Source organism: Kribbella sp. WER1, assembly GCF_054189145.1.
In genome coordinates this window covers 22094-47900 of record NZ_JBSZTA010000002.1, presented here as the reverse complement: position 1 = coordinate 47900, position 25807 = coordinate 22094, and the positions used below count along the sequence as shown (strand labels likewise).

The window sequence follows — 25807 nt, the reverse complement described above, 5'->3', positions numbered from 1 at the left end:
CCTGATGATCTACCGGCCTGTCGTAGGAGCCGGGCCGGATGATCTACCGGTAGTTGGGGTTGCCGGTCAGCTGCGGGTTCAGGGACATGATCCGAGCCGGCCTGCGGCCGATGAAGGAGCCGACTTCGTCGGCGCTGTGAAATGCGTTGTTCTCCCCCTCCTGGCGCTCCATTCTGACCCGACACGCCTGCTCCGCAACCTCCAGCTGCCCGGGCGCGTGTTCTCCGCTGCGCTCCGCCCACGCGCGCAGCTGGAGGTTGCTCCGCAGTCGCTTACGGGTCCGAAGTTCCGTCGCCAGGAGGGGGCGAACAACGGTCGGCCGGACGAGGCTGACGGCCCCTGAGCTGGCGGAACGGAGCACGTTTTCATGACCTCGGCCGAAATTGCCCAGATCGCCCCGCTGTCCCGCGATCAATCCACCAGACTGGTGGACCTCAGCCTTGCGGCTGCGTTCACCTACGGACTCAACGTCAGCTATGACGGAGGTGTCGCACTCGTATCGGCCGACAGCTCGGGCGCTCGCCTAGGCCTGAGCAATCTGGCCCGGACCGTGGCCCGGTACGACATGAACGAATGGCCCGGGATGATCAGCGATCACTTCGCCCACCTGATCGGGCAACTGCGTCAAGGGCCGCCCGCGCGCCCGGCTGACCCGGCCAACCAGCTGGTCCAACGGCTCGTCCCCCGCGACGCACTCCCCGCCGACTGGACCGCCGATCGCCCCGACTTCCTGCCCGGGCTGGTGTCGGTCCCGGCGACCATCAACAACGGCATCGTGACGATGTACCTGGAACCGGCTGACCTCGGTCTCACCTGGTCGGCCGCCGAGAGCTTCGGACTGGCCAACCTGCGGAAACTCTCCGCCGAGGTCGACCACGACGACTACGACGGCGTACGGATCTCGTTCGTCACCGCGCAAGGCTTCGCCGCATCCAAGGCGCTCGTGCTGGACACGGTCCTTCGCGACTGCCTGCACGTCGACGCCACGGAGCACGGCGTCCTCGTGGCTCTGCCCGCCCGTGATGTTCTGGTGCTCCACGTCGTCGAGGACCTGTCCGTCATCCCCGCCTTGGGGCGTCTGCTGAACCTCGCGGCCAGATTCCACGCAACCGGTCAAGGCCCGCTGACCCCGACCGTCTTCTGGGTCGCCCCGGACCAGACATGGCACCCGGCGACCGCCGCTGCCGACTGGCCGACGCTCCGCCTGTCCGCGCACGTCGAGGCCCTCACCCGGGACCTCGCCGCGCGTGAGGAGAGCAGCAGGTGACCCCGGCCCTCGACACGCTCCGCAAGTCGGTGCTCAGGGGATCGGCCCTCGCGAACATGGTCAAGAACCCGCGGGGGTACCCGGCATGGGTCCTGCGCCTAGCCCTGGAAGAACTGACCGACAGGCGGGCGGCCGCCCAGAAGGCCGCCGCCGCGCCGCCGGAAGTGCTGATCATGGTCAACGAGGACCCGGACACCGTGCTGCTGGTGTGCCCTCGGCCGGAATGCCTGGCCGAGAACGAGATCTGCGAACTGGCCACGGGCGTCCAGTGGAACGAGCTGACCTGGTACGCCGACACCGACGAGGTCGGCGCTGCAGTACACAAGGGAGTCGACTTCCACCGCTCAGGATTCGCCTGCCGCAACTGCCGCTGGAACGTGTCAGTGCCCAGCTGGCTCACGATCGTCGGGTACGACTGACCGCCAAGAGATAGACCCAGAGGGCCGGGACATCCGAAGTGTTCCGGCCCCTTGTGGGTTGTCGCCGGCGGGTTCGCGGCCGAGGGGGCATCGAGCCCCTCGACCGCGCCGTGTCGAATCTTCGGGGCATTGAGCCCCTCAGCTTCGATGCTGTCGCGCGGGGGCCGGCCTGGTTGGACAACCAGCCCCTCGAAGAAGGTCGGCGAAACATTGAAGGGCTGTTGCCCGATACAACCAGCTGGGGGAGGAGCTGGTGGAGATATGTGAGACCCATCTGCGGTTGCTGGCACTGTGCCGGATGCTCGAGGGACCGGCCGCGCCGTTCGGCACGACCGGTACCGATGCAGCACTAGACGCCTGGTTCGGCGCGCGCTCGCCGATCTTTCCCGGCCTGCCTCGCGCCGGACACAACACACAGCCCTGCCGCCAGCGCGGCGAGGTGAGCTGAGTACGGCGTACGGATCCGTACCCGAGTCGACCGCGGTCGACGTGTGGCTGTCGTCACGCTCGTACCGTCCAGTTCCGGACGGTACGGCGATGCGGATCCCGACACGCTGGACTGACCGAGCTCGTCCCCGTCGACCTGGAGGTCCACGCCGTGCACACCGACCGCTCCTACTCCCCCATCTGGGCGCTTGCTCTCTTCGGAGCCCTGCACGCGGTGTGGTCCGACGTACACCCGGTCTGCGACCAGATCGTCCAGCGCGGCCACGACGCGCAGACTAAGGGCGAACCGGGCCCGGCAGGCCGCGCGGCCGCGGCACGGCACGTCGCCAGCTACACGCTCGTCCAGGCAATCGCGGCCGAACTGGTCACCCGCGGACTCGGCTACCGAGTCCCCGCACGGGCGATGCTCGTCGGGCACGCAATCAATGCCGTCACGCACTACGTGATCGACCGCCGCAGGCCCCTGCTGAAGGTTCTGCGAACCAGGCTCCTCGACAAGACCGACTACCTAGAGCACGCCACCGTGCAACGCCGACCCGGCGTCATCGACGCTGGCGGCCCCGGCACCGCGCTCTACGAAATCGACCAAGCCGCCCACCGAATCGTCGGGGTCACCGCCTCAGCGGTCACGACATGGCTCGCCGTACGTACGCAGTCGCAGATCTGAGGCGAACGGAGACACCGGACGCGCCCGGGCGCATCCTGGTAGCTGTGACCGGGCACTGGCACTGCGGCAAATGCGAAGGGGCGGACGTCCCCGAGCATCACCGGTTCTGCCCGCAGCGCGACCCGGCGCTGAAGGTCGAGAAGGTGGTCGTGGTGGTCTGGCCGCCGTTCGGCCACCGCCGGCACCTGCGACCGCGGGGACAGGATGAGCCCGGCAGGCCGGCGTACTGACGGCCCAGTAGCGATCCCGGCCGGCCTGCGAGGCCCGGTCGATGTCGCCCTGGCCAAGACCGCCGAGCAGATCCCTGGCCCGCACGACCTGGTCGGCGGCACCCGGTACGAGCCCAAGTGGGACGGATTCCGCGCCGTCCTGGTCCGCACCGGAGACGAGGCCCGGCTGTGGTCCCGCAACGGCAATGACCTCACCACCAGCTTCACCGACGTCGCCGCAGCCGCCGTACAGCAGGTGCCCGAAGGCGTCGTACTGGACGGCGAGCTCGTCGTCTACGTCGACGGCCGGCTCAGCTTCGACGAGCTGCAGCACCGCCTCGCGACAGGCCGCCGCACGGGGCGGCGGGGGGTCGCCGGACGGCCGGCGTCGTACGTCGCGTTCGACGTCCTCGCGGTCGCAGGCGTCGACCTGCGGACCCAGCGCTGGACGGTACGACGGCAACGCCTCGAGCAGCTCGCCACCAGCTGGCGGCCACCGCTGCAACTAACTCCCGTCACCGCGGACCCAGACGAAGCGCGACTGTGGTTCGACACCCTCGCCACGATGGGCATCGAAGGACTCGTGGCGAAGGGCGCCGGCACCAGGTACGTCGGCGGCCGCCGCGACTGGCAAAAGACCCGACACCGCCACAGCAGGGAGATTGTCGTGGGGGGCGTAGTCGGCCCGATCACGCAACCGGAGGTAGTGATCGCCGGCCAGTACGACGAGGACGGCGAGCTGATCATCGTCGGCCGCACAGGAGCCCTCTCCCCCGCCCAATCGGCCCAGCTCGCGCCGCACCTCTCTCCCGCTGGCGCAGACCACCCCTGGCCTGACGAGATCTCGGCGTACCCGTGGGGCGGCCGCGACGCGGCCAAGCCCCTCACGAAAGTCGAGCCGGACATCGTGGCGGAGGTAGCCGTCGACACCGCAACCCAGGGACGTCAGTCACGTCACCTGATGCGATTCCTCCGCATCCGATCCGACCTCTCTCCCGACGACGTCGACCAGCTCCAACAGAGAAGTCCGCACTAGCCGGCGCGCGGAGCAAAGAGGATGCCCGCACCCCCGGAGTCTTGGGAGTGCGGGCATCGGTGACGGACCTCCGCGGCGAGCGACAGCTCGGTGGGAACGTCAGGAGCACCGAGCTTGCACCCACTGGGCCTGATCGCTGAGGCGATCAGGCATCAGGGGCGGTAGGCCCGTCGCTCCGCGCCGGTTCGCCCCGACGCCGACGCGTCAGGAGACTGGCCATGCGGCGCCAGGCGGCGCGGAAAGCGCGGAACGTGGTTCGTCGCTGGCGGCTGTCGAACTCGCCGAGTTTGACGCCGGCGATGAACGCTTCCCACTCAGTCATCGTGTACTGCAGGACTGGCCCGGTGCCGCCCTGCTTGCTGTCGCGGACCGCGAACCCGCCGTTGGATAGATGGGCGACCTCGACGCAGTTCTGTGTGTTGTTGCTGCGGGAAGACTTGCGCCAGACGGCTTTGGCGAGGTCAGTCATCGGTTTCCTTTCGCTCACGCTCTGCTCCATGGCCTGATCGGCGGGCTGTCAGGCCGTAGGTCGTCCCCCACTCCCCTGGCGGTGTGGGGGACGACGTGGCCCCTCGGCGGGATCCCGCCCGATCCCGGGGTGGAACGGCGGACGACCGCACCTGCTGATTCAGGCCCGCGCCGCCCGCCGGCTTGGAGGTCTGTCGTCCCGTCCGTGCGCCCGACAGGGGAAGCGGGCGCACGGACGGGACCGTGGAGAGACGGGTCCGGGTGCCCATCCCGCAGTCGTGAGGTCGGCCGCGGGCTGAGGAGAACAGGGACTCCCGAACCCGCCGTTCATGGGGACGGATCAGCGATCAGCACGGTCACTCCGGCCGTGCCGAGCTGTTCACGATGGTGGGGCTGCAAGGCGTCGGCGCCGAGGCACACGACCGCGGCCACTGGCGTGCTGTTGACGACTGCGAGCAGGCTCCTGAAGGCGGCGGGCGATGTGGGCAGATCTTCGACGAAGATCTGCGGCATGTCGTACCCGTTGCTGTCGGCAAAGGCGAGCAGCTGCCTCCGCGCCTGGTCCTTCTGTGCGGGAGTCATCAGGAAGATCTCGACGAAGTAGCCCAGCCCGATCGGTTTCACTGCTGCCACAGCGGTGTCCTTGCCTCGGTGTCGTTCGACTCCTCCCAGGCGGAAACGGGATCGATCGTCGTACGCAGCCCGAAGCGGCGCAGGGTGGCCGCCGCGTACCGTTCGGCCAGGTCGCTCGCCACCAGATAGTCCGCGATCGGCGTATCGCCGAACCAGGCCCGCACCCTCTTCCGCTGCGGGGCGGTGATGACCGTGCTGGTGACCGTCATCAGCCACGGACCTCCCGCGCGATGTCTCGCACGATCGCGACGTACGCGCAGGCCGCCAGGAGGACCAGGCAGTACTGCACCGTCTGTGCCGGCGACGCGGGCTGGGCCGACGGCGCTGCGAAGAGCCAGTAGCTGATCACGATTCATCTCCCCGTCTTGATCCTTCGGCCTCGGCTGGGGCGCGGTGAGGTTCGCACCCCAGTCCGAGGAGGTAGCGATTCGTCGCGCTACGTCATCGAGTCTGGGAGTGCGGTTTCGGGCGAGTCGAGATCGTTGCTGCCGACAAAAAATCTGTCGGCAGCTGTCCAGACCATCTCTGCCGACAAAAACTTTGTCGGCACTGATTCCGTGCGACGATGGATCATCGGCCACGATCCGTGACACGACGGTGACGGGCGCAGCTGGCGTGAGGGGAAAGGGCGAGTGGCTCAGAAGACGGGGCACATCGCGGCGCTGGAAGCAGAGCGTCAGCTGTTCGCTGCCGAGATGCGGTTCTGGCGTGGCGTGCGCGGCCTGTCGCAACGGCAGTTGGCCGCCCGGACCCACGATTCGAACTCGCTCATCGGCCGGGTCGAGACCGCCGAGCGTTCGCCCAGCCGCGAGCTTGCTCAGCGTCTCGACGCGGTGCTCGAGACCGACGGAGCGTTCGTCAGGATCTGGCAGCGGATCGAGCGCGAGCTCGAGGCGCAGGCCGATCAGGTCGGCGTCGATCCCCAGCTGGGCCTCGTGTGGGGCCGTACCCCTGCTTCGACCGTCGAGACGGTGTCGCACCTGTGGAGAGCCGACATGGACAGGCGCCAGATCATCATCGGGTCCGCCTGGGCGGCGGCAGCCTTTGTCGATCCGTCCCGGCGGTGGTTCGCGGACGCGATCGACACCGACACGTCCCATTCCGGCGTACGCCGGATCGGGAGCAGCGAGGTCGAGGTGATGTGGTCGATGGCGAAGGCCTTTGCCGACGCCGACCACCACCTCGGCGGAGGCTACGCCCGCCGCACGCTCCTGGACTTCATGAACACCACCGTGGCACCGATCCTGAACGGCACGTATGACACCCGGACTGGGCGCGAGCTACTCACCGCCGCTGCCCGGCTCACGGGGCTCGGCGCGTTCATGTGCTTCGACAGCGCACACCAAGGTCTGGCCCAGCGCTACTACATCCAGGCGCTGCGCATGGCGAAAGCTGCCGGCGCCCGGGCGCTCGGCGCGCACATCCTCGCCGACATGTCGATGCAGGCCTACGAGCTGCAGCAGCCCGGCGAGGCGCTCGCGCTGGCTGAAGCTGGGCACCGCGCTGCCCGCGACTGCGGGTCACCGTCGACCGCCGCTCGGTGCAGCATGCTCAGCGCCCGAGCACACGGCCTGGGCGGCGACTCCGCGGCCGCGGCGCACGCCATCAGCCAGGCCGAGCGCGAACTCACTCACGCTGACCTGCCCGACGAGCCGTTCTGGATCAGGTTCTTCAACGAGGAGCAACTCGCTGCAGAGCTGATGTACACCGCCCACGACCTTGGCCAGGCCGTCCAGGTCCAGCAGCACGCTCCGATCGTGTTGAAGAGTGCTGCGGGGATGCAGCGCCGTGAGGTGCTCGCTGCAACCACGCTGGCCGCCTCGTACCTGCCCGGCGATCGCGGCCGCGACGTCGAGGTCGATGTCGACCTGGCCTGCAAGATCCTCGGCGACGCGCTTCCGGCCGCAGCAGGACTCACCAGTGCCCGCGGCCTCGCCTCGATCAATGCCGTACGCCGCCGCTTGGCCGACTACAGCGACCGGCCTGCCGTGCAGCAGGTCGAGTCCGACTTCCGGGAGTTCGCGGGAGCCACCGCCTAGCTAGGGTGGTGCGCCGTGCCCACTCCCCTGGCCGACGCCCTCACAATCGCCTGCCGCCGCAACGGCCTGGACGCCGCCGGCGCCCAGCTGATCCACCACTACAGCAACGCTGTGTACGTGCTGCCCGCCGTACCCGCCATCGCCCGCATCGCGGTCGACGCCGACGCGGCGAGACTCCGCATCACCCAGAAGGTGACCGCCTGGCTCGACGCCGAGGGCTTCGCGGCCACCACTCCCCTGCCCCACGCCGAGCTCGTCGATGTCGACGAACTCACCTGCGTCACTTTCTGGACCTACTACCCGCAGCCCGATCCGGATCGCCACGAGCCGTTCACGTCCGCACATCTCGGCGCGCTGATCAAGGCACTGCACAGAACCGGTGCACCGCCGGCCGAGCTCGCCGACTGGATTCCCCTGGAGACCCTGGGCCGGGTGCTTCAAACGCCCGCTGCCGCGGCTGCGCTCAGCGCCGACGACCGCGACTGGCTGATCCACCGCCTCGACGATCTACGCGTCGAGCTGCGCGAACTCAGCTGGCCCCTCGGTCGCGGCCTCATTCACGGCGACGCCTGGGCCGGCAACTTGCTGTGGAACACCACAAACCACCCAGCAACGCCGCTCCTCGGCGATTGGGACAGTGTCAGTCGCGGACCCCGCGAAGTCGATCTCATCCCGACCTGGCACGCCGCAACCCGCTACGGACGCGACGAAGCCTGGATCAAGGCCTTCGTCGAACAGTACGGCTACGATCTGCGCGACGGGCCCGGGTACAACCTACTGCTGACGATGAGGGACCTCGCTCAGCTCCCTGGACCGATCCGGCGAGTGAGCAGCCCGCCCTACGCCGCCGTCCTTCGCCAGCGCCTCGGAGCGATCCGGGCCGGCGATCGTACGAGCTCCTGGGTTGCCCTGTGACCCACCGTCGTGCAGAGCTGATCAGGTCAGCTGCTGCAGCTCGGCAAGCTTCTGCTCGATGAAGTCGGCCGACTGCCTGGGATCAAGGGCGGTCTCTCGCAGATTCGCGCGGGCCGTGCGGTGCAGCGCGACCTCTTCGGCCTTGTCCGACCAGAAGAAGCCGAGGTGGCCGTCGACGTAGATCAGTGATGGTTCGATCAACGGTCCGCTCGGCGGAAAGTCCAGCAGGCAGAACGGCCCGGTAGCCAATCCGGCGTGCTCCCGCTCGATCGGCATGACCTGGATCTCGATCCCCGGCCGCTTTGCCATCTCCGCGAGATGCCTCAGCTGGCCGGCCATCACCGCCGGTCCCCCGATACGTCGCCGTAGCACGGTCTCGCTGAGCACAACTGAGAACTCGGGCGCGCCGCTCTCGCGGTCGAGGATGCGCTGACGATTCAGTCGGATCTCAACCCGCCGCGTCAGCGCATCCGGGTCCAGTTCGGCCCCGGTCAAGCGCTCCGCGCGCATCAGGTTGTACGCGTAGTCACGCGTCTGGAGCAGACCCGGAACGTAGTCGACCTCGTACCACGTTAGCGCCGACGCGGCTGCCTCGAGCTCGACGAACAGCGCGAAGTTGTCGCTCATCACGTCCGCATAGGAGCTCAGCCAGTTCTTGGCGGCCTTCGATCGTCTGGTCGCGCTCGCCAGATCCGTGAGCGCCCTGATCTGATCGGCGTCAGTGACGTCGTACACCTCAAAGGCCAACTTGAGGTCAGCGTCCTGAACCGGTGCCTCGCCGTTCTCCATCCGCGAGATCTGCGACTGAGCAACCGACAGCCGGCGGCTGGCCTCCCGCAGAGACAGCCCAGCGTGCTCGCGAAGGGTGCGCATCCGTCGGCCGAGCAGGTACCTGGACGCCGCCGAGCCGATGGCTGAATCCGTCGTCATCTGACCTCGTTTCTGAGCGACCAAACATAGCAACGGCGGGCTCCCCGGCAGCGCCGTACAAAGCCAGCGAGTTCCACGGTAGGCCCAAACACGCCGAACCGGAACGTTCCATTGCAATCCGGAACGTTCCAGTGTTCACTGTGGTGCGACACCACACAGTGATGGAGCCGACCACCATGGGTGACAAGCCGGGAGTCCTGGGCGGACGCGCCGCCGCATCCCCTGACGGCCCAGCGAGCCCTCCCCTCCCCCTTGGGCAAGCACAGGACTCCCCTTCGATGGGTGGCCGCGCAAACCACCGCCGCGGCCACCCATCCGGCTCCTTCACCCGACCGGAGGGCCGATCCTGATGCCCCTCGACGCCGCCGAGCTCGCCGCACGCGCCCCGATCCTCGCGAAAAACCTGGAACGGGCGAACATCGCCCGGGTCTGGAACTTCGTCAGTGGCGGCAAGGACAACTTCTACCGCGACCGCGACCTCGCGCGCCTCATCGCCGAGCAGTTCCCGAACCTGCCCAGCATGGCGTACGCCAACCATCAGTTTCTGCTCCGCGCTTCGGCGTACCTGGCGAGAGAGCAACGCATCGAGCAGTTCCTCGTGCTCGGCCCTGGTCTCCCAGCCGATGGCATCTGCCTCCACGACACGATTCAGGCCTTCAACCCCATGACGCGGGTGCTCTACGTCGACAACGACCCTGTCGTCTTGGCCCATGCTCGGCACGGGGTGTCGACGGCCCGACGCGCGCTCGTCGTGGAGGCCGACATTTTTGACCCGAAAGCGCTCCTCGACCAGCGCGAGGTGACAACGTTCCTCGACTGGTCCTCGCCGATCGCGATCATCTGCACCGCGGCACTGCACTACCACCCCGGCGACGCAGATGTCGCCGGCGTCATGCGGACCTACATCGACGCCGCGGCCGCGGGATCCTGCACCGCGATCTCGCACTTCCTCGATCCCGGTCGCGAGGATCTCGACGTGCGGAGGTTCGAGACCCTCTTCAGCACAGGGCTCGAGGTGCCTGTCCACTTCCGCACCCTCGACCAGATCGAAGGGCTCTTCCCGGGTCAAGACCTGCTCGCCCCCGGCGTCGTGCCCTGCCTGTACTGGCCAGAGGCGGACGACGACGCACCCAGCGTGCTCTTCACCTGCATTGCGGGCGGCATCGGCAAGAAGCCGAAGGACTAACAGACAGAACCCGGCCCTCCAGCAACGGCAAGTGCCGTTTCTGGAGGTGGGTCTCCCGTCGGTCAGGTGCCCTCCGGGAGCCGCGCCGGACGTGGTCTGTCCTGTTGCCCGTAGGGCCGAGCGTAGCGAGTCTGGACAGGCCGCGGCCGGGGTGGTTGGCTCTGCCCACCTGATCGGCGGGAGACCCACCTCCACCAGCACAATCCGACGGGACTCCCGGAGGGAAGGGCGGGGGTCCGGGGGCGGAGCCCCTGGCACTCTTTCCTCAACTGATCGCGCACTCAGCTGTTCAGCGTCCGGCCGCGGCCAGGTTCCAGGACATGATCCGGCCGGCCTGCGGCCGCTTGAGGAGCCGACTTCGTCGGCGCTGAATTGGTGTTTCCTCCCCCTCCCTGGCGTCTCCAGTCTGGCCCGACACGTCTGCTCCACAACTGCCGTCTTGGCCGGCGGGTGCGCGTGTTCTCCGCTGCGCTCCGCCCACGCACATCCGCCTGACGGCAGTTGTTCCACAGCCGCTTACGGGCCTGACGTTCCGTCGCCAGGGAGGGGGAGGAAAACGGTCGGGCCAACCAGGGCGCGGCGACCTCTCGTACTGGCAGGAACGGAGTTCTTGTGCCGAACGAGGAACCCGCAGTGCTGCACATCTTCAGCGACGACCAGGACGGAGCGTTCCTGACCGGCTGGGGGTCGCCGGACCGGCGCGTGCCCCAGCTGGCCCGGTGGATCGAGCAGTGCCGCAGCGAGAAGGTCATCCCGACCGCCGCGAACTACACCGAGTTCGCGGCGGCCGAGCCGGACGGCGACCACTTCCACCACCCGTACGAGCTGGAGGACAGCGACCCCAACAACGCGGCGTACCGGTACGTCGTACGCACCGGTGCCTACGGCGACGGCTGGACCGGGGACCTGACTATCTGGAAGGCCTCACCGCGCCCAGACCGCGAGCCGATGCTAACCGTGTTCCACCAGGCCCGGTTCACCAACGCCGACATCCGCCCGTTGCACCAGCTGGCATACCACGGCCTGCGCGACGTGATCCGGACCGTGGTGTCGATGAAGATGCCCGAGCAGACCGCTCCTGCCCTCCGGGACTGGAGCGCGCGAGCCAACTGGCACCTCACGAAGGCGAGCGCCGCATGATCGAGAAGGTGTACTTCGCGAATCTCGTAGAGCTCGTGCGCGAACGGGGCGTGTGGGCCGAGATCCGAATGGCTGGCGGCATCTCCACTATCCTGGCCGGAGCCGAGCACATCGACTTCTACGGCAACAAGGCGCGCGAGGCATTCGCCGGGCCAGGCGACTGGCGCAGCGACGACCTAAGCGTGGGTGAACTCGCCGAGCTCCAGATCGGAGCCGATGACTTCTGTACGACGCTGCCCATCGAATGCAGCACGCTCACAATCACGGCCCTCGGGCAGATCGCAGACCTGATCGTCGCCCAGACCCAGCTGCCGTACGGGCAGGCGCTTACCCCGGCAGACGCCGAACTGGTCCTGCAAGGCCAGCCGGTGCCCGGTCGGCCGGACGCCGCCATGGCCTGTTCTCCGACGTGCCACTGCCGTCAGACCGGGGACGGCAAGGACTGATCGAGCCAACAACCAGTCCCCCGGGACGGCCCTGTCCGAAGCACGGCCGCCCCGGGGAACCTCCATTTTGGACTGTCGGCCGGGTTCCGCGTTCTCGGGCATCGAGCCCTCGACCGCGGCGCTGCCGCGCGTGGGCACAGTTGGCCTGATGACGTATCGGCCTGTCGTAGGAACAGACCGGATGATCATCGGTGGCTCCGGCCCAGGTGGGAACGCGCGGGTTGAGGGACATGATCCGGCCGGCCTGCGGCCGCTTGAGGAGCCGACTTCGTCGGCGCTGTTGAAGTGCGTGTTCTCCCCCTCCCTGGTACTCCATTCTGACCCGACACGTCTGCTCCACAACTGCCGTCTTGGCCGGCGGGTGCGCGTGTTCTCCGCTGCGCTCCGCCCACGCACATCCGCCTGACGGCAGTTGTTCCGCAGCCGCTTACGGGTCCGAAGTTCCGTACCAGGGAGGGGGCGAACAACGGTCGGCCGGACAAGGCTGACGGCCCACCTCAGCTGGCGGAACGGAGTACGTTTTCATGACCGAGGCAACAACCCGCACCGTCGAAGAGCACGACCCGCGCACACTCCTGCTCAACAAGAACTCCCGCGACGCCAAGCCGAACAAGCAGCTGGTTGCCAGCATCAAGGACATCGGGGTGCTGCAGCCGATCACCGCCGTCCGCACCGCCGACGGAAGGCTTCGGGTCGAGTTCGGTCACCGGCGCACCCTGGCCGCGATCGCCGCCAAGCGGCCGACCGTTCCGGTAGAGGTCATCGGTGACGAAGGCACCGAGACTGCCGACGACATCGAGCGCCTGGTCCGGCAGCATGCGGAGAACACCCACCGCATCGGGTACACCGTGAGCGAAGACGCGGCGCTGGTCGAGCAACTCGCGCTGTACGGGGTCACCGAAGACAAGATCGCCAAGCGGCTGCAGATGGACCCGGCCGACGTGAAAGCCGCCCGCGCCATTGCTGCGTCGCCCCTCGCCCAGGCCGCCGGTGACAAGTACGAGCTGGACATCACCCAAGCCGCCGCCGTGGCTGAGTTCTCGAACGACACGGAGCGTGTCAAAGCACTCGTGGTCGCGGCCAAGTCCGGCCAGTTCGAGCACGTCCTGTCGCGATTTCGGCTGGACGACGAGCGCGCGGCCACCCGGCAGGAGGCGCTCGAAGCCCTTGCCGCTGCCGGGATCAAGGTGATCGACCGGCCCAGCTGGAACGCGCCCGCGAAGCGACTGAACGAGATCCCGGGACACTACGCGGCACCGCTGGACCCCGAAGCCCACAAGGCCTGCCCGGCGCACGCTGTCTACCTCGAAGAGGACTACGTCTGGGTAGCCGCCGACGGCACCGAGATCGATGAAGACGCCGAACTGCCCGAAGGCGTCGAGGAAATCCAGGAGATCGCCAAGGAGAAGTTCAGCTACCTCCCTGTGGTGGTCTGCGAGGACCCGTCGCGTCACCCGCGTCCGACCGTCGCCGAGGACGGAGCCGTGCTCCCCTCCCCCGAAGACGAGGCGGAACGTGAGTCAGCGCTCGCCGCTCAGAAGGAGGCCAACCGGGTCGAGCGCGCCCGGGTGGTCGAGGGCAACAAGGAGTGGGATGCGGCTGTATCGGTTCGGAGGAAGTGGCTGCGGGATGAGTTCCTCTCGCGCAAGAGCACGCCGAAGGCGGCGCTCAGCTTCATCGCGGAGGAACTCCTCCGGGCCCCGCACCACCTGTACAAGGCCCTGGAACGCCGCCACCCAGCTGCAGCGGACCTGTTCGGCATCACGGACAAGGCCAGCGGCCCGATGGGCAGCATGTATGGCAACACTGAAACCCTGCTCAAGCTGATCGAAGGAGCTAGCGACAGGCGTCGCACCATGGTGATGCTCGGGCTGCTGCTGGCGGCCAACGAGAACAGCCTCAACAGAATGTCCTGGCGAGGCGACGGCGGCTGTGCCGAACGGCGGTATCTGCAGTTCATCATCGACCAGGGATACAAGGCCTGCGGAGTTGAGCGGCTGGCCGCTGGACTCCCCGTGAAGCCCGAAGAGGCGGCCAGCGACAGCCCCACTGAGGACGGCGGGGACGACGTAGCCGCCGCGTAGCGGTCGAAAGCACAGGAGTGGCCGGGACTTCCGAAGTGTCCCGGCCACTCTGCCGATCATGTCACCACCAACCCGTTCGCACCGATCACCCCTGCCGGGCAGGCGGCGGTACCGCGGTCGAGGGGGCATCGAGCCCCTCGACCGCGCGGTGTCGAATCTTCGGGGCATTGAGCCCCTCAGCTTCGATGCTGTCGCGCGGTGGCTGGCCTGGTCGCAGACCTGGCCCCTCGTAGGAGCAGAGCCAGGTAGGAGAAGGGGAGGGAGCACGAGGGCTGTAGCCCCGTGCGATCAGCGCACGCCCTGCCCACGGCGCAGTGCACCGAAGAGCCCGGAACCGCGGCGGGCCGGCGCCAGCCCTGCGTCCGCCGGACCAGCCGCCGCCGTCGACGGACGATCCCTCCACTGCTCCCGGCGCTTCCACTCGGCCACAGCGCGATCAGCCGACGTCGACCAAGAACTCTTCGTCTCGGCGTGCACCTGATCGTTGGTCAGATCGACCCAGCCCACCTTGCCGTCAGGCCCGTGCACGTACAGCCGGTCGTGTCCATTCTTCTGCCAGCGCACAGCCCAGTGATCAGACACGGCCTCTCCTCCCCAACGGTCGATGCAGAACAGCTCCTGTCAACGAGCATAGGGGCTGCTCGCAGCGCGCCGCTGTGGGTTTCGCGGGTCCCCTGGGGGGACCTCCGATCCCCCGTCGACGACCTCACGAGCAGAGCGACACCCGGCACCGCCGCGATCAGGCTCGGCGGCGGCCCGGCGCGGACGCATCGCCCAGGCATATTCGCCTGCGGTAATGCTGGCGGTTTTGGTGGCATACTCGCTGGCGGGTTACCTCCACTATCCAGAGGATGCGCGCGTGACTATCTCAACTGACCTAGGTTTGTGGGACCTCCTGAGCAAGCAGCTGAAAGAGCCCGTCGAGCTGGTCTGGCGAGCCAAACGCCCGGTGATCCTGGTCATCGACAGCGAGAAGGGCGGCGTCGGTAAGACGGCACTGGCTAACGGCCTCATCGCCGTCGCCGCCGCGGGCGGGCTTCGCGTATGGGCCACCGACCTGGATCCGCGGGCAACCTTGACCAAGGAACTAGGCGCGGATCACTCCGACGGTTTCGGCGTCAACGAGCTGCTCTACGTCGATCCTGAGGCGAACCCCGACGAGCTCCCCGACATCCGCGGACTCGCGTCGGAAGTGCTGCGACCCGCCGGCGAGGAGTGGGGGCCCAACGTCCAGGTAATGGCCGCTGTCCGAGGACTCGCACACCGCGAGACCGATCTCACTCCCGGACTCGAGCATCGGCTGCGGCTCGCCTTCGAGGGCATCCTCGAAGGGAACGTAGATCTCGTCGTCATCGATCTGCCACCCCGCGCTGGCGGAAAGCTCGTTGCCTCTGGTCTGCTCGCGGCTACGCACGTGCTCTACACGGGAACCCTCGACGCCGACGGCCTCGACGGCATCCTCGAAGCGCGACGCACCTACAAATTCATCACGCAGACCAGCCCTACTCCCCCGGTTCAGGTCGGCGTGCTGCGAAATCGCGTCGGCCCGCGAACCAACCTCGCCGAGCACTTCGACGGCCGCTTCGCTGAGGAGTTCGGCGACGCAGTCCTCCCCTTCGTAGTCCCGCAGCGGGTCTTGAGACTGGAGTCACGTGGTGCATGCGTCCCGATCACCACCGCTAACAGCCCCGATGCCCGCGATCTCATCAACGGATACACACGAGTGCTCAACGCAGTAGGAGGTGCAGCCTGATGTCGACCCTCATGGGAAAGGGGCGTCTGCAGAAAGCGAAAGACGCCGAGGTCGACCCCGCAGCCGTGGTGTCGACGGCGCCGGGCAGCGGATCAGCTGCTGAGAACGCTGGCGGATCGGCCAGCACAGCGGCCAGCGGTAAGGTCAGCGAATCCGCAGGCGGTAACGACAGCAGGACGGGCAGCAAAACGGCTGGCGAAAAAGGCAGCGGTAAGAATGGTGGAGCTGGCAGCCATGCGGCCAGCTCGTCGGCTGCCAGTAACGCCAGCGAGTCTGCCAGCCCCGCAGCTGGCGGTTTGGCTGACGGAAGTGCAAGCGACAATGGCAGCCAGACTGCTGCCGAAATGGGCAGCCTGGCAGCCAGCCCCGGCGACAGCGGAAGCGCTGGCGGATCGGCCAGCACAGCGGCCAGCGGTAAGGTCAGCGAATCCGCAGGCGGTAACGACAGCAGGACGGGCAGCAAAACGGCTGGCGAAAAAGGCAGCGGTAAGAATGGTGGAGCTGGCAGCCATGCGGCCAGCTCGTCGGCTGCCAGTAACGCCAGCGAGTCTGCCAGCCCCGCAGCTGGCGGTTTGGCTGACGGAAGTGCAAGCGACAATGGCAGCCAGACTGCTGCCGAAATGGGCAGCCTGGCAGCCAGCCCCGGCGACAGCGGGAGCGCTGGCAGCCGCGCTGGCGCAAATGGCAGCCAGGCAGACGCCGAAAAGGCCAGCAAAAAAGGCAGCAAATCCGCTGGCGGAAATAGAGGGGGAGCCGGCGCAGCGAGCAGCTCTCCGGTCAAGGCTCGGCGGCTCGGCCGCCCGCGCGGCCCGGACCGGACAAGGATCACGGTCCGGATCCTGAGCGAGATCGACGAAGCGCTGACCGCCGCCGTGGACGACACTGAACTGTCGCCGCAGTACATCGCCGATGCGGCGCTCAGCGAGTGGCTGGTGAACCACGGCTATCTGTCCGAGGAGATCCGTCAACGCGTCGACGCCTGATCCCGGCACAGACCCCCTGCGGGACTCTGCCCCGCCTCGAATTGGCCAGCATTTGCGACAGCGCAAATGCTGGCCAATTTCGTTCTGGCCCCATGAACGACCTCCAGGGCGTTGGGCAGGCCGGTGGCGGGGCCTACGAGCGCCCAGAAGACCGCTCTGAGCCTGCTCTGAGGCGCTCTGAACTTTTGTTACGGAACCCGGCGCGTCGCCATCACTTCTGTTCCGAAATGCACGATGCTGACCGGCATGGCGTCAGCAAAGTTCGGCCGACCGGCCGGTAGCCCGACTAGGGGAGCGTTCGCGGACTTCCTCGCAGATCCGACGACGCCTCGTCGGGTTGCCACCAGCCTGGAGCCGGAAGTCCTGCTGAAGCTCATTGCTCAGACCACCGCTATGGACGTCTCCGTGGCGTGGTGGCTCAAGGAGGTCGTTGAGCGCGTGCTCAGCGACTTCGATCCCGAGAACCCGATCCCGGACTGGTTTGAAGGAGCTCGGCTTGTCGAGTTCCGGCCGGCTGCCTACAGCCAGGCCGTCAGCCAGCTGGCTGCCACTGGCAGCACCGAGTCGTCGAACTACGCGAAGGAGGCTGGCCAGCTCAAGCCCACTGGCTGACAACAACATAGGGGCGGCTGCTTGATGGCAGCCGCCCCGCATGAAGTCCGAGAACGAGGTTGAGTTTCGCAGCCCTGCCTCGCTCGGTTCCACCGCTCGACCCCCCTGAAGGAGGGCCGTTGTGCTGCCGCCTGCGCAGGCGGCTGCGGTTTCAGTGTCTCACGAGACTCTGAAACCGCAAGCTCCGGACGCCGACGTGTCGGCTGCTCTGGCGCTTGATCGCCTGCTTTTCCGAACCCCAGTGCGCCTGATCGACTCGACAAACGAGTTTGTGGCCACCATTCGAACGTTTGACGCAGCAGAGAAGGCGTTGGCTGCCGGGCTCGGCGCGTCGTACTTCGCCGAGCTGGCGCCAGGCGTGGCTGCCGTCGACGTCGACCTCGACGACGACGAGGCTGCTGGCGCCCTCCTCTACCACCTGGCCCAGTGGTGCGACGACCACTCGGTCTGGTGGTGCTCCCGCCCCTCGGGCGGCGGACCGGGGCGCTGGCACCTGCTCGCTGTCGCCGGCGAACTGCTGCCAGTCCTGCGGAACCAGGTACTCGAGCTCCGCCGGGAGTGGAGCCTGTCGGCCACTCAGCTCGACTGGCGATCGACGCTCCGGCCGCTGTCGGCACCTCACCGGACGACCGGCCAGGTACACCTTCCAGCGGAGGTCAGCGAGCTGCTCGCTGACCTACAGCGTGGTGGCCGGGGTAGCCGCCGGCTCGGCGTGCCCACGCCTCGTCGAGCTCGGCCCGCCGCCACGGCCGCCGGCATCGAGCAGGTGGGGGAGCCCCTCGCACTCTCTCCGGCGTTCTGGCACAGCCTGCGCAACCCCGGACCGACGTACCAGACCGACCGCTCAGCCAGTGAGCTCGTCGCGACTGCTCGGCTCAAGGCCGCCGGGTACAGCGCGGGGGAGGCCTGGAAGGTTCTGGCTGACCCGCTGCACGTCGTTGGCAGCCGCGCCCGCGGCAAGGGACAGGGCTGGTGGGAGACCTACATCTGGTCGGCTGCCACGGCAGCCACTCAGGCCGCTGCTGGCAGCCAACCGCGCCTTCCGAGGACGTTTACAGAGGGTTACGACTGGCATTGGCTGACGTTGCCGTTGGCCGGCGCGGTCCGGGAGGCGTGGGGGAGCTGGTCGACGAGGGAGCGGCACAGCGCTGAGCACGTAGCGGCGGTGGTCAGCGAGTACCTGACCGTCGGCGGCGAGCACGGGCGGCCCACGCTGGCCGCTGTGCCGGCCGCGGAGCGGTCGGTGTCCGAGGACACCGGGCTCGACCGGAAGACCTGCAGAGAGGCCCTCAGACGGCTGTGCAGTGCCGGTGTGCTGGTCCTGGTCGACCGCTTCGCGTACGGCCAGGAGGAGGGGCAGGGGAGTGGGGCGAACACCTACGCGCCGAACTTACTGGCGCTCAACTTCGCCACGGGGTCACTAACTCCCCCACCGAGCAGTCACACCCCCTCCCCCGCGCACCCCCTCTGGGTCGGCCTCCCCGCCGGCAGCCTGAGCCTGTGGACAAGTGCCGTCCTCGAAGGACCGTCACCACTGGCAGACCTTCGCCGAGCAGCCGGATACCAGGAACCCAAGAACGGCCACCTGAGCACCCGGCAAAGCCAGTCACTGACCTGCCGGATGGAGGAGCTGAACCGCCGCGGTCTGCTGACTCACCGCCGCGGCCGATGGGAGCTGAACGCCTCGAGGAGGACCCCGGCGGCACCTGCAGCCGGCTGGTCCGAGTGGCGCCGCCGGCGGCGGGAGTACGCCGTCGAGCGGACCCAGTTCCGGGCCGAGCGGGCGGCCGACCGGATCCGCTTCCGGGCCAACTGGGAGGTCGGCCGCGAGCGCTGCGCGCTGCAACGAGCATCGGCCGACCGGGAGCGGCGGGCGCGCTGGTGGCACAGCCTGAGTGAGGCTGACCGGACCCTGAGAAGACGGGTGTGGAAGTCGATCTACAACGACCTCACGCCCTGGGACCGGCACCGTCGCAGGCAGCTCCTGCGCGACCGCTGGGCCGAAGCAGAGCTGTACGACCGCGAGGTGATGCTCGCGGCCTAGAAACACGCGCCAATCGGCGCGTCAAAACGATCAGAAACAGCCCGTGACCACAGGTCCCGGGCTGCTGTAGGGTGTTCCTAGAGCGTTCCTGGGGTGTTCCTCTGACCCACACCCACCCCCCTTTCTACCTGCGGCAAACCTTGTTCCAGACCGACACCTCCCTCCTCCAACGACAAGGACGGAGGTGTCGGTCTGGAACAAGGAGAAAGGGGGGTGGGTGTGGGTCAGAGGAACTGTGTGTTGTGAAAGTTGAAGTTGGTCTGGATTGAGTGAACAGGAATGAAAGCAAAGGGAAAGCAAAGGGAAGGAAAGATAAGGGAAGGAAAGCAAGGGAAGGAAGGAAAGATAAGGGAAAGATGAAAGAATTTGAGTGAGTCGGGCGGATGGCCGGGATCGGCTGGAGAGGTCAGGTGAGACGGTGGCCGGGATACAGGGCGCGGTGAAGCGTTGGCAGGTCACGCAGCGGGACGTCGAGTGGCTGGCGTGGCTCGGCCGCTGGCGCGGAGCCACTGCGCCGCAGGTCGCCGAGGAGTTCACCGCGCGTGGGCGGTCGGCGCCGCTCAAGGTCGTTGAGCGGCGCCTGCGCGGACTTCGCGAGATCGGCCTGCTGACCTCCGACCGGATGGTCCACGACCTTCCCAGCTCCTGGGCCCTGACCCGGGAAGGAATGACAGTCGCCGGCATCGGCGGGCGCGTCGTCAGACCCCGCCTCGCCGACTTCCGACACGACCATGAGATGGTCGCGATCGCCCGCGCGGTGGCTGTGGATAAACCCAACCTCCAGATCCTCACGGAACGGGAGATCCGCCACCTCGAAACGCCCGACAACGCGAAGCCGAAGGACCCGAAGTACTCGGTCCGGCTGATGGGCACGGGCCGGTCGCTGCGGTGGCTGTACCCGGACATGGTCACGGTCTCGCCCGCGGGCCAGACCTGGGCCCACGAGCTCGAGGCCTCCAGGAAGGACAGTCGCCGACTGGTCCGGCTGATGATGGCCTACATCTACGCTGACCACATCACGGGCGTGCGGTACTACACCGTGCCCCAGGTCGCGGCCACCGTTCGGGCCGCGGCCGACGAGGCGAATGAGGCGGCCGCCGAGATCGGGCGGCCCCGGAAAATCACGGTCCAGCAGTGGCGCGACATCTCTCCTCGTTCTGCGACCTCCACCTCGTCGGGACGGGCTCTACCACCAGAGGATGCCTACAGTGAGTGATCAAGTGCGGGGGCAGGTTGAGAACCGGCCGAGGCTGCCACGCCGCGGCACCCTGGTTGACCAGGAGACGACTGAGCTCGAGGCGATCCGGCGTGGTGTCTTCACCGTGCTGGCGCTGCTCAACCCGGTAGCCGGGATCCTGACAGTGGCAGCCGTTGTGGCTGCCAACCGCGTTCCAGCCCTCCGAGCCCTGCCGGCTCGCAGGTGGTTCCTGTGGTCCCTCGTGCCGACGACACTCGTCGTCGTCGGCACGGTGATCCGGCTGTACGCCCAGCCGTGGATCGAGGCCTGGGGCAGCTTCTCCGGCCCGGTCGCTGCCGGGAACCGGCTGGACGCGCTGCGTGCGACGGCCGCCGATCGGTGGCCGTGGTGGATCCTGCAGCAGCTGCCCGTCGCGATCTGCGCGGCGGCGACGATCGCACTGTTCGTGCTTTGGCGACGTCAGCGCTACAACGCCGACTTCCGGGAGGTGACGCCGATCGCCGACCCGGCCGACGTGGCAGCCACTGTGGCTGCCATCGACCGGCCCGATCCGGAGACGGCTGCCGTACCGGCGCCGGCGCGGAGCACGGCGGAGCTGCGGCTCCGGATCGGCGCGCGGATCTCCGATGCAGCCGTGTTCGAGCTGGCCGGCGCCGCCGTCCAGCTGCACCTGCTTGTCATCGGCCCGACCGGGTTCGGGAAGACGACCACGATCAACCGGCTCACCTGGGTCCTGACCGGTGCCGAGTCCGCTCGGCACCTGGCCAATTCGCACATCATGTTCGACCTCAAGGGCGACGTCGACGTGATCGAGGACCGCCGCCGGATGGCGGCGGCCGCCGGCAAGCGGCTCCACGTCATCACGCTGGACGGCCGCAACGCGACCAGCACCTACAACCCCCTGAAGCACGGCACCGCCGACGAGATCAGCAACAAGCTGATCCAGTCGGAAGACGCCTCAGCCGACGGCGGATTCTCCGAGCCGTACTACCGGGCCGTCGGGACCCGGTGGCTCCAGCTCGCCTGCCGCGCGCTGGTCGACCTGGTCGACAACGAGGTCCAGCTGATCGACGGCGGCCACCGCCGCCGCTGGCGACGTGACCTGCCCGACCTGGTCCGGCTTCTCCATCCGAACCGGATGGAGCGGATCATCGCCGAACTGTCCCCGCGGACCGCCGAGCTGATCAACAACTTCGTCGTCGTCGAGGGCGCCGACGACAAGAACTTCGTCCAGTCGCTCAGCGGCATCTACCACCGCTACGCCGCGATCTCCGAAAGCGCTGCGGGTGCCGTCCTGGTCGACCAGCCGAACGGCCTCGACCTGTACGAGGCGATCATGGCCGGCGACTACGTCGTGTTCAGCCTCGACGCGGCGACCGACAAGGCCGCCGCGCGGCGGATCGGGAACCTCGCCCTCCAGGACCTGACCGGTATCGGCGGTCGGCTGCAGGCCGAGAGGTTCCGCTACACCGGCCGCAGCTGCTTCGTCGTCGTCGACGAGTTCTCCGCCCTCGGCGGCGCGGCGCTCGAGGCGTTCTACGCCCGAGCCAGGGGAGCGGGCATCATCGCCGCGATCTCCACGCAGAGCGTCGCCGACCTGCGCGTGGTGTCGCCCGAGTTCGAGGAAGCCGTCAAGACCAACGGCAACGTCATCATCCTCCACCAGCAGAAAGGCCAGGCGGCCGACGACTGGGCCAAGTGGATCGGGACCCGGCAGGTCTACAAGGAGACCCTCCAGGTCTCCGACGACGCCGACGTACTCGGCACCAAAACCGCTGCCACCGGCGTCGGCAGCCTGCGCGCCGTCGACGAGTTCGTGGTCCACCCGAACGAGATCAAGGCCCTCGTTCAGGGCCGAGCGATCGTCGTCCTGGGCCACCCGGCCAAGGCCGAGGCGCTCGTGGACATCGCGCCGGCACCGCAACTGCCGCCAGCACCCGCGGACCAGATCCCGTCCCGGCAGCCGGTAAGGCCGGTCGACGTACCGCGGTCCGACCCAGCGATGCTGCCGATTCCGGATCCGGAACCGGCCACTACGTCGACTGCCCGGCCGCCCGAGACCGCGCCGGCGGAGCGCGCCGGTGGCCGGCATGTCGACCATGATGACAACGAGCCAACCGCACAAGAGCTCGCCGAACTGTTCGGCGACGTCGTCCAGGCCGACGACGACGGACCAACCCAACCACCCAGCTAGCCACCAGCTCCAGGCGCCGGCGGCGACCACACGGACGCCGCCGGGCCGGGGCTGGCTGCACGCGTACGGCGCCGGGCCGGCGCTGGTACGGCGAACTACTCGGGGCTCTGCCCCGGACCCCGCCCTAACCTGCTGAGAGCCGGGGAAGTGCCGGTGTGTCTCTCGCCGATCAGGTGGACGAAGTCGAGCACACCGAGCGGCCACCCTCCAAGGGTCGAGCTGCGCTCGATCCCTCCTCCGTCGGGCACACCCTTTCCGGGCGACCACTCGGCGCGCTCCCCAGGGGGCACCTGACCAACGAGAGACACCCCTTCAAACTGGCAGGCCCCTGTCACGAAAAACCACCGTGACTAACATCACTTCAATCTTTTAAGCTTGCTTAAAAAGATTAAGTGCAGTAAACTTTCAGTATGAGCACAGAGCAGAGCAACGACGAGATCGAGCGCCGGGTCACCGACCTCGTGTCTGCCGCCGACCGGCTGGTCAACTACGACGCCGAGGTACTGGAAGACGCGGACAATCCCGCGGGCGCGGCACGGGTCCGCGAGAGGGCCCAAGAGCTGTACCGGGAGGCCGAGCAGCTGGTACGCGAGGCCGGATTGGACTGGTTCGACGACGACAGCGAAGAGCGGGGCGATCGGTGAAGATCCAGGTACGCGCCCAGCAACTCCTGTCGCCCGACCTCGAAACCGAGCTGTGGCAGGTCAGCAACGATCAGCGCGAGGTGATCAGCGACGCCGCTGCCGTCACCATCGCCAGCTGGTACCAGGCGCCCGGGGGAGTGGGGGCGACGTTCGCCGCCTTCGTTTCCGGTTGCGAGGTCGACGCCTCCGACCTCATGGACGCGATCCGCCGGACCACCAGCCAGAGCCCCGAGCTCAGCCACCTTGCGGCCTGGGTGTTCATCACCGTCGAGACCCAGCCCGCGAACGACGGCGGCGAGGCCGGCCGCCAGAACCCCGGGACCGTGACCAGCAGCGAGGAGAACGCGAAATGACCACCGACCAGGCCCGCGCCCACGAACGCGCGCTCGACCTCGCCAGCGCAGACGGCCGCGCCGCCGGACACCACCAGGCCCGCACGACCAACGCAACGTTCGTCGAACCGCCGTTGCCCAACGGCGAAAAGCGGCAGTACCAGACCGACACGGTCGAGGGCGCGTTCCGTGCCGCGTTCGATGCGGGATACGAGACCTGGGTGAACCACTGCACAGGAACCCCGGCACCGTTGACGGCCCCCTTCCAGCCGTATGACGCGGCGGCGCTTGCCCAGTGCCTGAGGAACTATGACGCCCTGCAACGCGAGTCCGCGAAGGTCGCCGAGCTATTCGCCAAGGCCGAGCAGGACCGCACGCGCTACGCCGAGGCCGACGAACAAGGCCACTGGCACGACATCGACGCCCGGCTACTACTCGACGACATGGCCGCCGCGATCCAAGGCCCGCCCAGGACCCAGCGTGTCCACTACAGCGAACTCAACGCGGGCGACATCGTCACCGACCACGGAACACAGTTCAAGGTGATCGCACGCGGGGAGTGCATGCGAGGCCGCCATGTCGCGCAGTGGGTCAGCACCGAAGCCGTCACCCAGCCCAGCAGTCAGCTGCACCCCTTCGTAACGGAGATCGGCGACACCTGGCGACTGCAGGCCCGCGAAGATCTCGCCTACGCCCACCGAATCACCCCCGCAAACCCCTTGACTCATTAAGAGACAAAAGAGATAATAAGAGACAAGAGAGACAAACTAAAGGAGATGCCGACCATGCCGCAGACCATCACCGCCCCGGCGGCCGCGAGCACCGAAGAGGCCCGCGCCGAGGCTCACGCCCACGGCATCAATACCGGGTGGCTGGACGCGAACATGTCTGCCGCCGAAGGCAGCAACTACGGCGCAGAGACGTTCGTACGGTCTGCGGCCCGGCAGGCCGCGGAGCGGTACAGCGAGGGCTCGCCCTCGCAGCGGTACGGCACCGGCTCGGCTGAGTTCTGGGGATTCGTCCACGGCTACGCCGAAGGCGTCGAGCGCCACCAGGCCGACCAGTGGCAGGACGGCACGCCGCGCCACATCGAGCCGGAAGAGGTCCAGGCGTGAGGCGGCCGGGGTGGTTGTTGCCCCGGAGGAGCGCGGCCGAACGGCGGCTCGCGAAGGCCGAACGAGCGCTCAAGCGCACGCGCAAGGGCATGCGGAAGCACGCGCACTGTACGCCGCGCGGCGAAGTGCTGGCGTATCGGGAATACCTGCAGCTGGGCCAGGTCCGGAGGGCACGCGAAGCGGTCACCGACGAACTCATCAACGGGAATTAAGAGACAAGAGAGACAAAGGGAATGGCTGTCACGATGACGAAGACCCGCCGCAAGGCCCGCAGGACCTCGACCCCTGAGCAGCGCGAGGCCGCGCAGCAGCGCGACGCCGCTCTAGCCGCGGATGCCGATGCGGCTCTGAGGGATCCCGAGCTCGGCGCGCGGGTCGCGGCCCTGATCGGCGGCGGCAGCCGCCTGCTGTCCTACAGCCTGCGCAATCAGGGGTTGCTGATGAAGCAGGCCGCCGAGCGGGGGATGCCCCTGCACGAGGTCGACAGCTACCGAGGCTGGCAGGCCCGAGGGCGGCAAGTCCGCGACGGCGAGAAGAGTCTGAAGATCGTGAAGCCGGTCGGCCGCGACAGCGCGAAGGAGTCGGCCGACGACGTGGAAGCGATCGTGCTTCCCCGCGATGACGCCGCCGAACAAGAGGACGGCGGGAAAACCCGCTTCCGGATCACGTCGGTTTTCGAGATCTCCCAGACCGACGGCCCGGAAGAGTTCGACGCGATCACCGACGAGGACGGCGCAGCGATGCTGCTGCAGAACCTCGCGGAGCAGGCCGACCGGTACGGCTACAACGTGAGCGTCTGGGCCGAGGACGTGTTCCCGGTCGCCGGGGTCGAGGTCGACCACGAGGCCGCGAGCATCGCGGTATCCGAGGACGCCGACCCGGCCGAGGTGCTGGCGCAGCTCGCGCAGGAGATCGCCGCTATCGCGGTCGTGAAGTCCGCCGAAGGCACGGCCCGCCGAGCCGCCCGGAAGTCCAGCAAGGACCCGGCCGACGAGGTCCCGACCATCACTGTCCGCTGACTGAGGCGCGCCCGGTCACGGGGCCGG

General features: G+C 68.0%; 29 protein-coding genes. 23 read left to right on the top strand and 6 right to left on the bottom strand.

The features are described 5' to 3' along the window. The first annotated feature begins 367 nt into the window (after positions 1 to 367). From ACXJJ3_RS42235 to ACXJJ3_RS42215, 5 genes are all read left to right on the top strand, one after another. The gene (locus tag ACXJJ3_RS42235) at positions 368 to 1267 is read left to right on the top strand and encodes a hypothetical protein (RefSeq protein ID WP_458172083.1); all 900 of its coding nucleotides are present in this window, start codon (positions 368 to 370) and stop codon (positions 1265 to 1267) included. Continuing rightward, positions 1264 to 1686 carry a hypothetical protein gene (locus tag ACXJJ3_RS42230; RefSeq protein ID WP_458172082.1) on the top strand — a complete coding sequence of 141 codons (423 nt, stop codon included), beginning with the start codon at positions 1264 to 1266 and terminating at the stop codon, positions 1684 to 1686. The genes ACXJJ3_RS42235 and ACXJJ3_RS42230 overlap by 4 nt, the downstream gene beginning before the upstream one ends. 598 nt (positions 1687 to 2284) lie before the next feature. Continuing rightward, a complete protein-coding gene (locus tag ACXJJ3_RS42225; RefSeq protein ID WP_458172081.1) occupies positions 2285 to 2800 on the top strand; it encodes a hypothetical protein in 516 nt (171 codons plus the stop codon). A gap of 44 nt (positions 2801 to 2844) precedes the next feature. Next, a complete protein-coding gene (locus ACXJJ3_RS42220; RefSeq protein ID WP_458172080.1) occupies positions 2845 to 3030 on the top strand; it encodes a hypothetical protein in 186 nt (61 codons plus the stop codon). Next, a complete protein-coding gene (locus tag ACXJJ3_RS42215) occupies positions 3005 to 4045 on the top strand; it encodes an ATP-dependent DNA ligase (protein WP_458172078.1) in 1041 nt (346 codons plus the stop codon). The genes ACXJJ3_RS42220 and ACXJJ3_RS42215 overlap by 26 nt, the downstream gene beginning before the upstream one ends. Before the next feature lie 145 nt (positions 4046 to 4190). On the opposite strand, the gene ACXJJ3_RS42210 is transcribed toward ACXJJ3_RS42215, so the two are convergent. The 4 genes from ACXJJ3_RS42210 to ACXJJ3_RS42195 form a co-directional block, all read right to left on the bottom strand. Then, on the bottom strand, positions 4191 to 4514 hold the full coding sequence (locus ACXJJ3_RS42210; RefSeq protein WP_458172077.1) for a DUF397 domain-containing protein: 324 nt from the start codon (positions 4512 to 4514) through the stop codon (positions 4191 to 4193). Between the two features lie 326 nt (positions 4515 to 4840). Further along, positions 4841 to 5137, bottom strand: a complete 297-nt coding sequence (locus ACXJJ3_RS42205) for a hypothetical protein (protein WP_458172075.1) — start codon at positions 5135 to 5137, stop codon at positions 4841 to 4843. Then, complete coding sequence (locus tag ACXJJ3_RS42200) at positions 5134 to 5355, bottom strand: hypothetical protein (RefSeq protein ID WP_458172074.1); 222 nt, start codon at positions 5353 to 5355, stop codon at positions 5134 to 5136. The genes ACXJJ3_RS42205 and ACXJJ3_RS42200 overlap by 4 nt, the downstream gene beginning before the upstream one ends. After that, the gene (locus tag ACXJJ3_RS42195) at positions 5355 to 5495 is read right to left on the bottom strand and encodes a hypothetical protein (protein ID WP_458172073.1); all 141 of its coding nucleotides are present in this window, start codon (positions 5493 to 5495) and stop codon (positions 5355 to 5357) included. Before ACXJJ3_RS42195 ends, ACXJJ3_RS42200 begins: the two co-directional genes overlap by 1 nt. 283 nt (positions 5496 to 5778) lie before the next feature. Here ACXJJ3_RS42195 and ACXJJ3_RS42190 point away from each other — a divergent pair, with 283 nt between their 5' ends. Both ACXJJ3_RS42190 and ACXJJ3_RS42185 read left to right on the top strand, forming a co-directional pair. Next, positions 5779 to 7185, top strand: coding sequence for a helix-turn-helix domain-containing protein (locus tag ACXJJ3_RS42190; RefSeq protein WP_458172072.1), 1407 nt, complete (start codon positions 5779 to 5781; stop codon positions 7183 to 7185). 15 nt (positions 7186 to 7200) lie between these two features. Next, positions 7201 to 8100, top strand: coding sequence for a phosphotransferase (locus tag ACXJJ3_RS42185; protein WP_458172071.1), 900 nt, complete (start codon positions 7201 to 7203; stop codon positions 8098 to 8100). A gap of 21 nt (positions 8101 to 8121) precedes the next feature. Here ACXJJ3_RS42185 and ACXJJ3_RS42180 read toward each other — a convergent pair whose 3' ends face one another. Beyond that, entirely contained in the window at positions 8122 to 9030 is a 909-nt protein-coding gene (locus ACXJJ3_RS42180) for a helix-turn-helix domain-containing protein (protein WP_458172070.1), read from the bottom strand. A 349-nt stretch (positions 9031 to 9379) separates the two neighbouring features. Between ACXJJ3_RS42180 and ACXJJ3_RS42175 the strand changes: the two genes are divergently transcribed. From ACXJJ3_RS42175 to ACXJJ3_RS42160, 4 genes are all read left to right on the top strand, one after another. After that, positions 9380 to 10216: an SAM-dependent methyltransferase gene (locus ACXJJ3_RS42175; protein ID WP_458172069.1), complete on the top strand. Its 837-nt coding sequence runs from the start codon at positions 9380 to 9382 to the stop codon at positions 10214 to 10216. A gap of 612 nt (positions 10217 to 10828) precedes the next feature. Continuing rightward, positions 10829 to 11356, top strand: a complete 528-nt coding sequence (locus ACXJJ3_RS42170) for a hypothetical protein (protein WP_458172068.1) — start codon at positions 10829 to 10831, stop codon at positions 11354 to 11356. Next, positions 11353 to 11802 carry a hypothetical protein gene (locus tag ACXJJ3_RS42165; protein WP_458172067.1) on the top strand — a complete coding sequence of 150 codons (450 nt, stop codon included), beginning with the start codon at positions 11353 to 11355 and terminating at the stop codon, positions 11800 to 11802. Before ACXJJ3_RS42170 ends, ACXJJ3_RS42165 begins: the two co-directional genes overlap by 4 nt. 644 nt (positions 11803 to 12446) lie before the next feature. Next, positions 12447 to 13886 (top strand): ParB/RepB/Spo0J family partition protein, encoded by a 1440-nt coding sequence (locus tag ACXJJ3_RS42160; RefSeq protein WP_458172066.1) that lies wholly within the window; start codon positions 12447 to 12449, stop codon positions 13884 to 13886. Between the two features lie 288 nt (positions 13887 to 14174). On the opposite strand, the gene ACXJJ3_RS42155 is transcribed toward ACXJJ3_RS42160, so the two are convergent. Next, complete coding sequence (locus ACXJJ3_RS42155) at positions 14175 to 14468, bottom strand: hypothetical protein (RefSeq protein WP_458172065.1); 294 nt, start codon at positions 14466 to 14468, stop codon at positions 14175 to 14177. A 214-nt stretch (positions 14469 to 14682) separates the two neighbouring features. Between ACXJJ3_RS42155 and ACXJJ3_RS42150 the strand changes: the two genes are divergently transcribed. The 12 genes from ACXJJ3_RS42150 (at position 14683) to ACXJJ3_RS42095 (ending at position 25780) form a co-directional block, all read left to right on the top strand. Further along, positions 14683 to 15639, top strand: coding sequence for a ParA family protein (locus tag ACXJJ3_RS42150; RefSeq protein ID WP_458172064.1), 957 nt, complete (start codon positions 14683 to 14685; stop codon positions 15637 to 15639). Then, positions 15639 to 16622 (top strand): hypothetical protein, encoded by a 984-nt coding sequence (locus ACXJJ3_RS42145; RefSeq protein WP_458172062.1) that lies wholly within the window; start codon positions 15639 to 15641, stop codon positions 16620 to 16622. The genes ACXJJ3_RS42150 and ACXJJ3_RS42145 overlap by 1 nt, the downstream gene beginning before the upstream one ends. 246 nt (positions 16623 to 16868) lie before the next feature. Beyond that, entirely contained in the window at positions 16869 to 17234 is a 366-nt protein-coding gene (locus ACXJJ3_RS42140) for a hypothetical protein (protein ID WP_458172142.1), read from the top strand. Between the two features lie 271 nt (positions 17235 to 17505). Next, entirely contained in the window at positions 17506 to 19278 is a 1773-nt protein-coding gene (locus tag ACXJJ3_RS42135; RefSeq protein ID WP_458172141.1) for a hypothetical protein, read from the top strand. A 418-nt stretch (positions 19279 to 19696) separates the two neighbouring features. Next, positions 19697 to 20494, top strand: coding sequence for a hypothetical protein (locus tag ACXJJ3_RS42130; RefSeq protein ID WP_458172140.1), 798 nt, complete (start codon positions 19697 to 19699; stop codon positions 20492 to 20494). Next, entirely contained in the window at positions 20487 to 22670 is a 2184-nt protein-coding gene (locus tag ACXJJ3_RS42125) for a type IV secretory system conjugative DNA transfer family protein (protein WP_458172139.1), read from the top strand. The genes ACXJJ3_RS42130 and ACXJJ3_RS42125 overlap by 8 nt, the downstream gene beginning before the upstream one ends. A gap of 410 nt (positions 22671 to 23080) precedes the next feature. Then, on the top strand, positions 23081 to 23314 hold the full coding sequence (locus tag ACXJJ3_RS42120; protein WP_458172138.1) for a hypothetical protein: 234 nt from the start codon (positions 23081 to 23083) through the stop codon (positions 23312 to 23314). Next, on the top strand, positions 23311 to 23667 hold the full coding sequence (locus ACXJJ3_RS42115) for a hypothetical protein (protein ID WP_458172137.1): 357 nt from the start codon (positions 23311 to 23313) through the stop codon (positions 23665 to 23667). The genes ACXJJ3_RS42120 and ACXJJ3_RS42115 overlap by 4 nt, the downstream gene beginning before the upstream one ends. Continuing rightward, entirely contained in the window at positions 23664 to 24377 is a 714-nt protein-coding gene (locus ACXJJ3_RS42110) for a hypothetical protein (protein WP_458172136.1), read from the top strand. The genes ACXJJ3_RS42115 and ACXJJ3_RS42110 overlap by 4 nt, the downstream gene beginning before the upstream one ends. Positions 24378 to 24422: 45 nt before the next feature. After that, on the top strand, positions 24423 to 24761 hold the full coding sequence (locus ACXJJ3_RS42105; RefSeq protein ID WP_458172135.1) for a hypothetical protein: 339 nt from the start codon (positions 24423 to 24425) through the stop codon (positions 24759 to 24761). Beyond that, positions 24758 to 24973, top strand: coding sequence for a hypothetical protein (locus ACXJJ3_RS42100; RefSeq protein WP_458172134.1), 216 nt, complete (start codon positions 24758 to 24760; stop codon positions 24971 to 24973). Before ACXJJ3_RS42105 ends, ACXJJ3_RS42100 begins: the two co-directional genes overlap by 4 nt. 33 nt (positions 24974 to 25006) lie before the next feature. After that, entirely contained in the window at positions 25007 to 25780 is a 774-nt protein-coding gene (locus ACXJJ3_RS42095; protein WP_458172133.1) for an ArdC family protein, read from the top strand. The last annotated feature ends 27 nt before the right edge of the window (positions 25781 to 25807 follow it).